The 13596-nt window shown below is 37.3% G+C and carries 13 protein-coding genes; 11 read left to right on the top strand and 2 right to left on the bottom strand.

Features of this window, described 5'->3' with window-relative positions; all coding sequences use genetic code 11:
• A partial coding sequence (locus CUS89_RS11890; RefSeq protein ID WP_104872285.1) for an aminoglycoside adenylyltransferase domain-containing protein occupies positions 1 to 711 on the top strand: 711 nt, incomplete at its 5' end.
• 155 nt (positions 712 to 866) lie between these two features.
• On the opposite strand, the gene CUS89_RS11885 is transcribed toward CUS89_RS11890, so the two are convergent.
• Positions 867 to 1334 carry a hypothetical protein gene (locus CUS89_RS11885; RefSeq protein WP_104872284.1) on the bottom strand — a complete coding sequence of 156 codons (468 nt, stop codon included), beginning with the start codon at positions 1332 to 1334 and terminating at the stop codon, positions 867 to 869.
• A gap of 771 nt (positions 1335 to 2105) precedes the next feature.
• Between CUS89_RS11885 and CUS89_RS11880 the strand changes: the two genes are divergently transcribed.
• From CUS89_RS11880 to CUS89_RS11845, 9 genes are all read left to right on the top strand, one after another.
• On the top strand, positions 2106 to 2405 hold the full coding sequence (locus CUS89_RS11880; RefSeq protein ID WP_074800932.1) for a hypothetical protein: 300 nt from the start codon (positions 2106 to 2108) through the stop codon (positions 2403 to 2405).
• A 31-nt stretch (positions 2406 to 2436) separates the two neighbouring features.
• A complete protein-coding gene (locus CUS89_RS11875) occupies positions 2437 to 3258 on the top strand; it encodes a WxL domain-containing protein (protein ID WP_104872283.1) in 822 nt (273 codons plus the stop codon).
• Positions 3259 to 3293: 35 nt separating this feature from the next.
• The gene (locus CUS89_RS11870) at positions 3294 to 4070 is read left to right on the top strand and encodes a WxL domain-containing protein (RefSeq protein WP_104872282.1); all 777 of its coding nucleotides are present in this window, start codon (positions 3294 to 3296) and stop codon (positions 4068 to 4070) included.
• Positions 4071 to 4101: 31 nt separating this feature from the next.
• Positions 4102 to 4854: a WxL domain-containing protein gene (locus CUS89_RS11865; RefSeq protein WP_104872281.1), complete on the top strand. Its 753-nt coding sequence runs from the start codon at positions 4102 to 4104 to the stop codon at positions 4852 to 4854.
• Positions 4855 to 5084: 230 nt separating this feature from the next.
• Positions 5085 to 6230 (top strand): DUF916 and DUF3324 domain-containing protein, encoded by a 1146-nt coding sequence (locus CUS89_RS11860; protein ID WP_104872280.1) that lies wholly within the window; start codon positions 5085 to 5087, stop codon positions 6228 to 6230.
• 34 nt (positions 6231 to 6264) lie between these two features.
• Positions 6265 to 7743, top strand: a complete 1479-nt coding sequence (locus tag CUS89_RS11855; RefSeq protein ID WP_104872279.1) for a helix-turn-helix domain-containing protein — start codon at positions 6265 to 6267, stop codon at positions 7741 to 7743.
• The gene (locus tag CUS89_RS11850; RefSeq protein WP_104872278.1) at positions 7712 to 8200 is read left to right on the top strand and encodes a hypothetical protein; all 489 of its coding nucleotides are present in this window, start codon (positions 7712 to 7714) and stop codon (positions 8198 to 8200) included. Before CUS89_RS11855 ends, CUS89_RS11850 begins: the two co-directional genes overlap by 32 nt.
• A gap of 35 nt (positions 8201 to 8235) precedes the next feature.
• Positions 8236 to 8397, top strand: a complete 162-nt coding sequence (locus tag CUS89_RS16130; RefSeq protein ID WP_181055360.1) for a hypothetical protein — start codon at positions 8236 to 8238, stop codon at positions 8395 to 8397.
• On the top strand, positions 8390 to 9172 hold the full coding sequence (locus CUS89_RS11845) for a class A sortase (RefSeq protein WP_181055359.1): 783 nt from the start codon (positions 8390 to 8392) through the stop codon (positions 9170 to 9172). The genes CUS89_RS16130 and CUS89_RS11845 overlap by 8 nt, the downstream gene beginning before the upstream one ends.
• A 182-nt stretch (positions 9173 to 9354) precedes the next feature.
• Here CUS89_RS11845 and CUS89_RS11840 read toward each other — a convergent pair whose 3' ends face one another.
• Positions 9355 to 10851, bottom strand: a complete 1497-nt coding sequence (locus CUS89_RS11840) for a helix-turn-helix domain-containing protein (RefSeq protein ID WP_104872276.1) — start codon at positions 10849 to 10851, stop codon at positions 9355 to 9357.
• Between the two features lie 359 nt (positions 10852 to 11210).
• Here CUS89_RS11840 and CUS89_RS11835 point away from each other — a divergent pair, with 359 nt between their 5' ends.
• Positions 11211 to 13532 carry a WxL domain-containing protein gene (locus CUS89_RS11835; RefSeq protein WP_104872275.1) on the top strand — a complete coding sequence of 774 codons (2322 nt, stop codon included), beginning with the start codon at positions 11211 to 11213 and terminating at the stop codon, positions 13530 to 13532.
• The last annotated feature ends 64 nt before the right edge of the window (positions 13533 to 13596 follow it).

Genomic DNA, 13596 nt, shown 5'->3' with positions numbered 1-13596 from the left:
CTTAATTATACAAACGGCGATCCTAAATATAGTGATATTGATTTAATTATTGTGGTTAAAGAAAAAGTGACAAAAAAACAAAAAATAGAATTATTAGAAGATGTTTTAAGCTTGTGGGATTCTTTTCCCAAAAAGGGTCTAGAATTCAGTATTGTATTAAAAGACAATTGCTTAAATTTAAAATATCCAGTACCTTACGAGCTTCATTTTTCAAAAGATTGGCTAGATATATATACATACAACTTGGACTTAATTATAAATGATGAATTAAAAAGTGATTGGGATTTAGTTACATATTTCCGTCTAATTTTTAGCAGAGGTCTTGTCTTATATGGAGAACCTATAAAAAATATTTTTGGTTACATTCCAAATTATCCATATTTAAAGAGTATATGTATGGATATGAAGGATTCTTATAAAGATTTGGAAAAAGATTCAGTTTCAATTGTCTTAAATCAATGTAGGATACTAGCCTTTATTTATGAAGAGAAGATATTATCTAAAAAAGAAGCAGGAGAATGGTGTATAGAAAAACAAATAGTATCTGATATGTCTGGGATAGTTAGTAATTTAAAAAGTTATTCGACAAATGAAACTAAAAAAGTGAGTAAGGAAAAAAATCTATTTTTGTATAAGGAATTATATAAACAAATAGAAAAATCTATATCTGAGAGCAATGAATACAAAAAAATATTAGTAGAAGTATTATAGATATCAAAGCGGGTATGAAAAAAGAATAGCGATGATTTTGAAAAAAGTGCCCATAAACCAAAAAAGAATCAGAGGTAAGATCTACCTTACTTCTTCCATCACTTCCCAGAGCATACTCAGCTTGCTAGGTATGCCCTGGTTTTTTATTCTTTAAATCATTCAAAAAGAGATCGATTCTCAAAGTTTGAAACATAGTCTAAAAAATAAATATCTCTATTATCTAAGTGTTCTTGTTCGATTCCTTGGTGTATTCTAAAGTCGATAGCTAATAAATTGCAATTTGTTTCCATAATCCCGAGTGACTCTTCGAAGATAATATAAATTGTTTCTTTCTTTAATCCAGGGAGTGTGATTGGATTTTTTGCATAAGACTGATAATAGATGTTGCTTTTTGAATTGTCTGCTACATAAAATAGCTGAAATTCGATCGTTTTTTCTTTTCGATCATAGATCGAGTGAAGGACATTGAGCTTTAACATTTCAAGATGTTCTTTATAAATAGTGGAAATAGGGGCCTCTTTTACATCCACTAGTTCTTTCAATGTGGTTAAAGGTTTGTGTCTCGTTTGCACGCAATGTATTTTTTCTTGATATTTTTCAAAAAGAAAATCCTTATCTAACACTATTCTTTCCTCCCAAATGGTATCAATATTTTTACTTGGTCGTTCGTTGGATAGCGGTTACATATATAGGTTACAGGTATCAAATTAGATACTAATGTGTGAATAATATTTTTATAGTTAATATAACGAACGGTATTTTTAATGAGTTAAATAATGGTATAGCTTATGATAAAAACAAAAGTTAATGACTATCGAAATTGGAGATAGTTCCTTCTTTAGAATATTCCAATCAACAAATACCGTACCTATATTTCTATTTTTCACGACTCATAAACAAAAATCACTCATTCACAAATCCCCGCCATTTCCCACAAAAAACATCATTTTATGGAAGAATTTTTTTCTATCAACAGTTATCTATACAGTTGATAAAAATTAATTTTTCCATTCTTTTTTTCATTATTTTAATTATTTTTTCTAATCTATACTCACTGCTTTTTTAATAATATGAAATTGGACAATACCAATTAAGCTTTGTTTATAAGTGTTTTAAAATTATTTAATTTATAAAAAAACTATAGTTATTAACTTGATTATACAACTAAAATGGTTATTTTATATTTTTTTTTCAAATTTTATATAAGAATGGATCGATAAAATGTTGTATATTTTTCCAAGGATTTTCACGAGTGTATCTTGTTGTTTAATTTTTTTTCAGGAACTGAAATAAAAATAAGATGAAGTGAAAAATAGAGGAAGGTATGATAAACGCAGTTCTAAAAAAGGAGGTAGAAGAAGCTGTTTATAGGGAGACGAAAAAGAGTCGCTTCTTTGGTTTTGATTTTGCTATTACTGACTAGTAACGTAACCATCGGTCGAGCAGATAGTCAACATTATGGAAGTTATGGGGAGACAGGTTTTTATGGTAAGTATGAAAAGAAGACTTTTCCTGATTCGAATGATTTAACAGAAGATGAGAAACAAATTCTTTCGACATCTCCTGATGAACAAACGAAAATACCGGCTGCTGGTGATGCTTCTAACGAGGGGATGTATCTGTTATCTTTGATCACGATAGTAGCAAGCATCATTTTATACCTGAAATTGAGATTAAATAAAAATATTAATTAACCAAAAAAAGAAAGGAATATAAAAATAAAAAATGAAAAATATTAAAAAATATTCTTTAGCAATTATTGTTGGCGTTGGGATCATTTCTACATATGGCACAACGCTGGTCGGTGCAGCTACTGCTGGACAGTATGATTCAAAATCTTCAGTCGAATTCAAACAAGGAACGACCGTTACACCTCCGGTTGATCCGGAAGATCCAGATACAAGCATTCCGGTAGTACCGATTGATCCAACTGATCCGACAAATCCTCCGGGACCTGGTACAGGTGGCCCATTATCAATTGACTTTGCTTCATCTTTAGCTTTTGGTAAACAATCCATTTCATCAAAAGAAGAGACTTATTATGCACATCCTCAAGCATTTGCTAGTGGAAAGACTGCTGAGAACTATGTACAGGTAACTGATACACGTGGGAATTTTGCGGGATGGACATTGTCAGTTGCGACAGATTCACAGTTCCATTTAGATACTGTCGATCCAACGGTGACCGATGAAGGTAGCGCTGAAGTGGGGGATTACTTGACAGGAGCACAACTAGCCTTTAGTGGTGGTCATGTGAACACAGAAAAAGGAACGGATTCATCGATTTATCCTGAAGAAGTAAATACAGGTATGTACAATGTTTCTACTGCGGCTACAGTGATTGTATCTGCGGATAAAAATCAAGGGATGGGTACTTGGATCTATGGTCTAGGTAAACCAACTGATTATGATTCAGCAGCGACAACTGGAGATGCTGTAGCAACAAAATCACCAATTACGTTATGTGTACCAGGTGCAACAGTGAAAAAAGCGGGGACTTATACGACCAATCTTAATTGGACATTATCCGACACTCCAGCAAACTAAATACATTCAGATATTTTCTAAGGAAGGAGGATTAGATGAAGAAGTTTTTATTAGCAAGCGTACTTTCGACATTGTTTATTGCTCTCTCCTGTCAAATGGTTTATGCAGAGCAGCACGATGATATAGGAGGGTATGATGCGGTAAAATTCCGATCATCAAAAGAACCGACACTTCCTGTAGATCCTACCAATCCAGAGATTCCAGTTGATCCGATGAATCCTGATGGCTCTAGACCTGAGCCTGGGACCGGAGGCGCGTTATCGATTGATTTTGCTAGTAGTTTGGATTTTGGGATAAATAAGATTTCCAATAAAGACGAGTATTATGCTGCGCAAGCGCAAAGGTACTTCAATGATCCTAGCTTGATCACACCGAACTTTGTTCAAGTGACAGATAATCGTGGAACATTGGCTGGCTGGACGCTAAAGGTAAAAGAAACCCACCAGTTCCGTGCAGAAGAGGCTACACAATACAAAGAACTAACAGGGGCAACCTTGTTTTTCCTGAAACCCAAGCTGGTAAGTAACAGCAACTCCCCGCAACCTACTGCTTATGAAGCACTAGGAATGGTTCCGAATCAAGAAAGTATGATCACTAGCGCTGAGATTGATCAAGGCGCTGGAACATGGGTTACACGCTGGGGAGATATGACAGATTTATTCGAAAAAAAGGAAATAATTGAAGGAGAGGAAGTAAATACAACCTTTACTTCTGCCATTCAATTGTTTGTTCCTGGAGCGACACCTAAAGATCCAGTGAGCTATCAAACAAATTTGGTCTGGATTCTTTCAGATCTGCCAACAAACAAATAACAATATCGTCAACTTAAAGGAGAAAATTCACATGAAAAAAATCACATTATATACTACAGCTTTACTAGCAACAATGATCGCAACTGGCGTGGCTACAACAGTATCAGCAGACGAAGTAGCATCATATGGTGCGTATGGTTCAATCAAATATACTCCATCAGCTAGTGTAACTGACCCAATTGATCCATTGAACCCAACTCAGCCGGTCATTCCTGAAAATCCTGATCCAACTATCCCAGTCGTTCCAGGTACGCCAGGACCATTATCGATTGACTTTGCTTCATCATTTGATTTTGGTACACAAGAGATCACATCTGTAGACAAAGTTTACAACGCAGCCGCTCAAAAATACAAAGATGCAGCTGGAAATGTCAAAACTGGACCAAACTACGTTCAAGTAACCGATAATCGTGGTTCATTAGCTGGATGGGGTTTAACAGTCAAAGTAAGTGATTTTGCTTCAACAGATGCGGCTACTGCTGGTAAAGCAGGTGAGATTTTAGAGGGCGCGAAAGTTTATTTGACTAATGCATCGATTGTTTCAGCATCTAAAACACCTGCTGATAAAGTAAAAGCAATTACAACATTAGATCCAAATGTACAATCAGACGTAGTCATGGGAGCAACTGATGGAAATGGTGCTGGAACAAGCTTAGTAGATTTTGGTTCAGATACAACAAAAGATTCATCTGTAAAATTAGAAGTTCCAGGTGCGTCAACAAAGTTAGCAAGTGACTATAAAGCAACAATGACTTGGTCATTAAGTGATACACCAGCTAACTAAGATATTTTAAAAAACACATGTAAACCCAGAAATGCTCAGATTTGGAACATGAATGAGGAATTCGAAAATCCCCCCACCTTTTTTCGTTAGCCTCTATCATTTTTGAATAAGATATTATTGGGAAAATTCAGCTTCAAAAAGAAGAGAATGTGTCAAAGGCTTATCCGAACGTTGGGCAAGCTTTTGACACAGCTTTTCTATTTATAGAAATTAAGGAGAGAACAGCAATAGTGAAAAGGGCAAAATTTTATTTAATGACGTTCGTAATGGTAATGACGATGGTGATAGGTAGTAAAGTCGTCAAGGCAAATGAGTTTCAATTCTCAATGACACCCGTCTTACCGGAAAACCAAGCAGAAGAGGTCTCTTATTTTGATTTATTGATGACACCTGGACAGAAACAGACAATCCATGTATTACTGGACAATTCAACAGATAAAGTAGTGACGGTCGAAGCTAATGTAGCAAGTGCAACGACCAATATCAATGGTGTAGTGGAATACAGTCCAAGTGAAAACAAAATAGATAAAACGTTAAAGTTTGATTTAGCGGATCATGTGAAGATGCCGAAGGAAGTAGTCTTACAGCCGAACTCTCAAACAGACGTAGCCATTGAGGTAACGATGCCATCTGAAACATTTGATGGTGTAATCGCGGGTGGCTTGACATTCAAGCAAAAATCTTCTGAAACGGACTCTTCTTCAAAAGATAAAAAAGGGGTTTCTCTAAAAAACGAATTTAGTTACGTAGAAGCACTATTACTGCAACAAACAAAAACAAAAGTTGCGCCCTCATTAACTTTGAATCATGTGACTCCTTCTCAAGTCAATGCTCGGAATGTCATCAATACGAATCTTCAAAATTCAGAAATGGGTTATTTGAATCAAATGAAAGTGGACGCAACAGTAACCAACATCGATGATCCAAGTATGACGTTCACTTCAGTCAAAGAAATGATGCAAATGGCACCAAATACCAACTTTGATTACCCTATTGCAATCAGTAATCAAGGGATGTTGGATAGTGGTAATCCATCCAAACCGATGAAGGCGGGGACGTACCAATTAGCCATGGATGTGTATGGGCAAAAAGATCCTAGTGGAGAGTATGTCCAAACAGAAAAAAATCAAGAGGGCAAAGAAACGGACGTTCATTATCTCTACAAATGGCATTTTGAAAAAGATTTTACGATTACTGCTGAAAAAGCGAAAGAATTAAATGCAAAAGATGTGACGATCGAAAAAGATAATACTTGGATTTACTTCTTGATTGGGGGCATCCTTCTAGCATTGCTTGCCTTCATCTTATTCTTTATTTTATGGAAACGACGCAAAAAGAAGGAAGAAGACGAAGAAGATAAGATCTCATTGCCGTAAATCAATGCTGTCAATTAGAAAATGGTGATACAAAATGATGTTGGAATTTCTAGATAAAAAATCAATAGGCAGACTGAAATTACTCTTTTATTTAGATGCCAATGCTTCTGTTCCTCTGTTACAAGCGACTGTGATGGAGGAACTGAAGATGAATAGATATGAGCTTGAAAGTTGTATAAAAGATGTCCAAGAGGATTTGAAAGAGTTTGATTTGACGGATCAGTTCCTCATAGAAACCGGAGTAAAACCGAAGACTGTGAAATATACGCGGAAAACATTTGCGAATATCTCTTGTTTGATCAGTTGTTATGCGAGTCGAAGTACCTTGACTCCCTTGATAAAGGCTGTACTTATGGAACAAGTGGAAAATACCTTTGATTTAGAAGACGTATTATATGCTTCCAGAGCAACGGTTTATAAGATCATGTCAAAAGTAAATGAGCTGTTGAAGATTTTTGCAATAGAGATTTCTAGCAGTTGTCAGTTTATCGGTAAAGAAAGAGATATTCAATCGTTTTTATATGGCTATTATTACACGCTATACGGAGTAAATGCCTATCCTTTTACTGAAAGCATGAAAGAAGAATTAAGTGAAATCATCAACCAGCTTCGCCAAATCACGCACTTTCTTGAAGAGGATCTTTCAAATTCACAACAGGTAAAGCTATTATATCGCTTATTTGTTTTGAAGGTGCGCAACTATTTTGGCCATCAAGGAGAAACAACTGTATCTACTGTGCAGAATGAAGGACTGGTACAAAAGATCATGACGGTTTTAAGTCCATATTTTCAACATTTGCAAGAAGCAGAGATTTACGAACTTTTGTATTTTATCGGCAGTGAGAATTTGTCGTCGTCTTGTAGACTGATAGAAACAGAAGTGATGACCTCTCTCAATGAAAAAGTGATCAGCAGTGTCATTGCAGAATTTCAAGACGTTGTTTCATGGGGTGAAACGCGTGAGGTAATCGATGAGCTTTCGCTGATCCATAACAAGCTGATTTTTCAGAAGCGTACAAACTTTGAAAATTCAACGATTCAACATTTTTCGTTTATCAAAGAAAACTATCAGTTAGCTGAAGCGCTCGCTTATCGAATCGTGCAAGAATTATTGGAGTTGGAGTGGTGTGTAGAGACAGTTCGAGCAAATTACCATGAGTTAGCAAAAGAATATATTTTTCTTTTTTTGGCAACTTTACCGATTGAACTTCTTTCACCAAAAGTGAGGATCGCCATTGATTTTTCTTTTGGAGAAAGTTACAGCCGCTACATTCAAGAACAAGTGGATGCTTTCGGTAAGTTGAATATTGAATCTTTCGTAGGAGAATCAGAGGAAACAGCGGATATTTGTATTTCAGATATGTTGAAGTTGCAAAGTAAGCGACATCAAGTGATTTGGTTATCTCCTCCTACAGCTTCTGATTGGGAAAAATTAGGTGATTTGATCGTAAGTGTAAAAATACAGAAGTGTGGGAAGAATCATGAGAAAAATTCAGAAAATATCTCTTCGTAGATTTAGTAAAAGCTATCTTTATGCCAGTTTATTTTTTGCTCTTATTATTCATGGAGATCGTACGATTGCTGCAACGGAGGAAGAGATACTCAATCCAATCAATCCTTCAGAGTCTGTTTCTCCTAAAAATCCGGAGCGTGTGTCGCTTCCAGATGAAGAAACAACTCCTTCTTCTAAAGAAGAAAAAGCAGAGAGAAAAGCGCCACGATCTCAAGGGGAATCTACAAAGAAACATGATAATAAGACAAAAGTAGTGAAAAAAGAGGATTTCTTTCATCCGGTGGAGCGTGTGGTCCTAAATAAGAGAAGCAAATCGACCGCTGGGATGGGTGAAGACGCAAGAGTGGGAAAAACGAATACGGGGATAATGCTAGCAGCATTGTCTGGAAAAATGCTCTTTGGTATGGGACGGTTAGACGGGGAAAGCTACGTCACCAAAGAGATCAAGCGGTACTAGTAAGAATGAATCGATAAAAACAGGGATGATGTTTGATGATAAAAGTTTGTTTTAAAGCATGTTTCTTTAAAGGACTGGAAGACCTACACGGGTGGATAAACGGTGGTCTAGCCGATAAATTACAAAGCGTGCACTTGACACAGGAAAATCTTGAAGGGATCAAATATTTAATGGATCAAGGGAACTATGATGGCTGATTGGAGGAAAAGGAGAGGTCGTTCAAACAATCAAAGATTGAAGATACTGATCAGTATCTTAGTACTACTTGCTGTAAGCCTGGTTGCTGTTCCTTTCTCCAAATATTTTCTGATAGCGACTCATTCACAATTGGCGCGCACAGCGATCCGCTACCAAGTGCCAGAAAATGTTCCACCACCAGAAGAGGTCAAAGCATTGAATATCCAAGATGTCATTGGAGCGACGCAAAAAACAAGCGACGTTGCTATCGGTCAAATCGTTATTCCTAAAGTAGAGATTTCACAACCGATCTTTCTTGGTTTGACAACAGACCATCTGATTGATGGAGTAGTTAGTTTGTTTCCACAGCGTGAACCAGAGTTGAGTTCGCTGACACTAATCGGTCATCACGCAGGCGCTTATCAGCTACTTTTTGCTCGAATCGAAGAATTGAAGAAAGGTAATTCGATTTATATCCAGTACCTAAATGATTACTATCAATACAAGGTGGAAAAAACATCGTTGATCAAAGAAACAGAAGCGGACAAGTTAGCTGATAGAGGCGCAGAGATTCTTTTTCTAGTTACTTGTAGACAGGAAGAGCAAACACCTTACCGTATATTTGTAGAAGCTAAAAAAGTGCATGAAGAAAAAGCACTGATCGAACCATTTGAACAAGAGGCAGAAGTCGTCAAACAAGCGAAGGATAAACAATATCTTATTGAATTTATCCTGCCGCTTTTGCTTATAGTTCTTGTTGCTATGTTATTCTTGATTTTCGTCTGGCGTACGTAACTGAGTACTCTCCAAAAATTTATCAACGTTACTGCCCTTTCGTTTGATAAGCAGTTAATTGATCGTCATTTTTGAACATCAAGATTTTAGCTAGAGTAGGAGGTTGTGACAGAAGCGCACAACTCCGAGGAATAAGCAGCAAAAACCGAAAATAGCTTCTCATATTTTTGGATTTTTGCTGCTTATTCCTTGATTAAATGACCAAATTGTTTTTTCGTACGGAAATTATCAACGAAGTTCACTATTTCGAGCCACTGGAGTGGAGTTGGTTTGACACCGATAAAATAAATTTCTGCTTTTGGATTGATTTCCTGTCCTTCTTTTAACGGAAAATCACAAAAGATGATTTCGGGCCATTCATCGTATTCCACCACGTCGATGGGTCTAGGATTCAGTTTTGTTAAGTAACGGACAAGTTCTGTTTTATGGAGCTTACCGTATTTAGTTAGTATGGCTACTCTCACTGAATCTAGCTGTTCTTCAAGGACCCACGATACTAGTTGGAACAACGAGAAACGGAAGGACTTGCTATTGAAGATCCGTTGCCATTTTTCTTCTTTTAAAGGAAGTTGAGGAATAATCTTGTCTACGATTTTAAAATAATGCTCTTTTGTTGGATCGTCATAATAGAAGTACTCCAAGTCAGAGTAAGGCGGCACGTAGCTATCACTTCCATAACTGAGAAAATAGGTCACTCGATAAATCATGTTGAGAGAAAGAAAACTTTCCTGTGGGCCTGTCAATCGTCGTTCCGTTTGTTGAAATAGCTGATCAAAAATCGATCGTTCGAGCTCTTGATACTCCTCTGTATAAAAGTCGCGAAAAGATGGCAACTGGTCCTTTTCATGATAAGTATAAGTCGGCACGACAGTGAACACATAGTAAAGGTAATTGAGCTCTGTTTCATTCAATGTTTTTTTGAAAAAACGACCGGCTATTTCTTTTGATTGTAATTGTTGTTTGAAAACGTCATAAGAGATCAAAGGATTTCTAACTTCTTTGATCGTGGTGGGTAAGCTAGTGATCGTATGCCCATTATTTATTCGGTGTTGCGTGATTTTCATAAATAAGTAGAGTTTACGGATATCTTCGCGAGAATGCATGGGTAAATATTCGTGGATCATTGCCGCAAGTGCTTGGAAGCTCTCAGGATATTCAGGGATGATCGGCTCTCTTTCATCATGCAAATGCCAGAAGAGTTCAAAGAAAAAATGACGGACACGGTATTCCTCCCCACTGATTTTTTTCTTAAACAACAAATATTCAAGGGAATGTTCCCCTAATAGCGTTCGTACAGGTTTCAGTTTAGGTAGCACACTTTGTTGGTGCATATGAACGGATTCAGAAAAATGGGATAAATTTTGAAATTCTTCTCTATAAATAGAGAGTAAGAATTTAAATCCTACAGTTTCTTTAAACAGCAGAATATAGACTTTAAGTAATAAAAATTCTTTTGAAAAACGGATGGATAAGCCATGTTTATCATAGTTGAAGTCAAAAGTTGGATACTGTGCTTTTATTTCTTCTACTCGGTGGCCGATTGCTTTGTAACGGTATTCTGAAATGTTCAGTGCTTCTTGAATACTTTTTTTGGGATAATAGTCTTTTTTATTTATATAACAGTATTGGAAAAACTGGATAATTTCATTTTCTTTATAATTAAAAAAATATTCTCTCATGACTTCACCTCCACTGTGTTTGGAACAAATTAAAATGGCACGTTTCTTATTCAATATTATATCTATATATTACGAGAAAACCTACTAAATAAATTAAATGACTAAAAAAACGTAGATAGCTGTAAAACGTTCTTATGCTTTTTTCTAATTGAAAAGTGTTCGTGAGAATAACCATGAATTTTTTTCATTTTTTTACAAAACAATCATAACAATAGCTGTTACTTTTTTTGCTACTATAAATCGAGAAAAAATTATTTATTATGTATAGACTGTGAAAATAGAAGTGCTGTCTTCAACAAGATACGGTGTACTTTTTCTTATAAGTGCGCAACCACCTCAAAAGAAAGAAGAGAAAATGGATGAATAAAAAGAAAACAATCATATCAACAATTATTAGCGGGTTCGGTATCGTTGCTCTATTGCCCTTTTTGAGCAACTATTTTGGAGATCAAGTTGAAGCGGCAACAGTTATTTCCAGTACATTGACGCCCGGAAAAAATACAGATACTGGCAATCATACTTTGGATAGCACCTTTCAACAAAATCCGAATAACTGGACGATGTTAGCAGGGGATAGCAAGTGGTGGCAATGGGATCCTTCGGGAAACAATTATTTATGGTTGGCCAAGTCAGTTAAAAATTCATGGGTGTATCAATCGATCAGAGCAACACTTGATTTTTCTAAACCTTTAACAATCAAAACGCCCTATTGGTATGATAAAGCAGATATCTGGAAAATGGGGGATGCTTCGGGCTTCTTTTTAACTCCGGTAAATAACGATATGATCAAGCAAAATGCACCAAATGCAACGGGACAGAAGTTAGGGATCGCTGGCTTAAAAGATAGCTTTTTTGTCGGTCGTGATATTTGGTACAACAGTGCATTTGATGGGCCAACGGGTACCAATAAAGGTCAGGATAAAATCGAGATTCGGAAAACAGATGCAAATGGTGTCATCGAGCAATCAAGTTCCTCTACTATTCCATGGGTAGAAGCGTCTGCACCCTTACAATTCCAAGGGTCTGGAACGACTCGTTGGAGTTCTGAAACGCAAACACTGAATTGGTCGGATATTGTAGATAATAAAAACGGCACTTATACTGGCAAGCTGTCGCTTACTTCTACGCCAGACATTGGCTATAACAATAATGGCGCATATGGTGCAAAAACTATTTCAAGAACAATCACCATTAGAAAAAACATTTCATTTGGTAGCGTGGCGATCACAGGTAACAATACTGGAGTGATCCAAGGTGGGAATGCTTCCAAAGGCGCTTCATTTATAGCGACTCGTGGTACAGTCACATTCCCAGTGAATTTTATTGATGCAACGACGAATGAACCGATCAAAAAGGTAGAAGCAGCTACAATCACTGCGAATGTGGGTGACAAGATCGGTGTAACAAATGGTTCAGCAGATGCCTCGGACAATTTTACTTATCAGGCGCCAACCCTTACTGGGTATAGTTTTTTGAGTGGGGGTTCAATCACGGTTGCTAATTATGACGAATATGTCAAAGCTAATCCCAATGGAATCAATGTTTATTATACGCCTATTGATGAGAAAGTGGATTTCAGAACCTATTATCTAAAAGATACACCAGGAACTGGGGTCGTAACGGACCCGATTACGGGATTGCCTGGTGGCCATCCTTCGTCCACTCTGTCGTTTACAGCAGGATCTGCGGTAGAGTTACCTTTGACTAGTCCGCCATCGTTCACCGATAAGTATGGTGCGACATTCCCAACGGTACCTAAGTTAAGCGTACCAGCAGGGTACAAATTGGATCACGTCGTGGCTCCTGACGGTCAAGGTGGGAAGACATACCCAGATATTGCTTCAGCGGTTGCCGCGAATTCAACATTTGATGATATAGCCAACAATCCCTGGGCGAATTATTTTACTATCTATTTAGCTAGCGATGCTGCGTCAGCTAGTTTTTCCTATAAATATGTGGATGGTACGAGACCGAATGTGCCTGATCTACCTGTGATTCCGACTGAAACAGGTGTCACCGGTGGAGTCATCAAAGATCCTAGCGAGCAGTTACCTGAACTTCCTGCTGGTGTCACAATCAAAGATGTGACAGCACCTGATGGAAACACGTATGGAAGTCTGAGTGAGGCTTTGGCCGCTGACGCGAATAAGTACTACCAAGCAGGCACGGTAGCTTTTACTCTAAATGTCACAGCGCCGCCAGCTATGCCAACGCTTGATGAAGTACCAACCGTTGAGTTTGGCACACAGACATTGAAATCGGGAACTCACTCATACGCCAGTGAGACACAGACGGGTTTAAAAGTCACCGATGAATCATATACAAACAAAGGTTGGCACGTTACAGCATCAATGTCACAACAATTTACGAGTGATACAATGGCTGATTTGGAGACGGCACCGTTCGGTACATTCTTAAAAGGTGCAAGTATCAGTTTTCATGCAGGCACTCTAAACACAACGACAGGGAATACTGCAAAAGCACCTCAAGCGCTTGACTTTACATTACAAGAAGATGGTGCTGCGGTTTCTGTCATGGATGCAGCGACTGGAACTGGTCAAGGTGCTTGGGAGTTGAATTATGAAGATGTCCAGTTGAAGGTCGATGGCGATAAAATAGCGGTAGGAAAACCTTACCAAGCGACCATTAATTGGTCATTGAATGATGTACCAGCAAATTAATGAGAAATACCGTTTCCTACTACTACTGGAAGCGATGATTCTCCAAAAAATCTATATTTAACAA

Origin of the sequence: Enterococcus mundtii, assembly GCF_002947535.1 — a bacterium.
Classification (GTDB): domain Bacteria; phylum Bacillota; class Bacilli; order Lactobacillales; family Enterococcaceae; genus Enterococcus_B; species Enterococcus_B mundtii_B.
This window is presented reverse-complemented; position numbering and strand designations above follow the sequence as displayed.

What these genes read in the sequence shown, in the direction of transcription:
- CUS89_RS11875 (WP_104872283.1), top strand. Translation starts at nt 2,437, where the DNA reads ATGAAAAATATTAAAAAATATTCTTTAGCAATTATTGTTGGCGTTGGG.
- CUS89_RS11870 (WP_104872282.1), top strand. Translation starts at nt 3,294, where the DNA reads ATGAAGAAGTTTTTATTAGCAAGCGTACTTTCGACATTGTTTATTGCT.
- CUS89_RS11865 (WP_104872281.1), top strand. Translation starts at nt 4,102, where the DNA reads ATGAAAAAAATCACATTATATACTACAGCTTTACTAGCAACAATGATC.
- CUS89_RS11855 (WP_104872279.1), top strand. Translation starts at nt 6,265, where the DNA reads ATGATGTTGGAATTTCTAGATAAAAAATCAATAGGCAGACTGAAATTA.
- CUS89_RS11850 (WP_104872278.1), top strand. Translation starts at nt 7,712, where the DNA reads ATGAGAAAAATTCAGAAAATATCTCTTCGTAGATTTAGTAAAAGCTAT.
- CUS89_RS16130 (WP_181055360.1), top strand. Translation starts at nt 8,236, where the DNA reads ATGATAAAAGTTTGTTTTAAAGCATGTTTCTTTAAAGGACTGGAAGAC.
- CUS89_RS11845 (WP_181055359.1), top strand. Translation starts at nt 8,390, where the DNA reads ATGGCTGATTGGAGGAAAAGGAGAGGTCGTTCAAACAATCAAAGATTG.
- CUS89_RS11840 (WP_104872276.1), bottom strand. Translation starts at nt 10,851, where the DNA reads ATGAGAGAATATTTTTTTAATTATAAAGAAAATGAAATTATCCAGTTT.
- CUS89_RS11835 (WP_104872275.1), top strand. Translation starts at nt 11,211, where the DNA reads ATGAATAAAAAGAAAACAATCATATCAACAATTATTAGCGGGTTCGGT.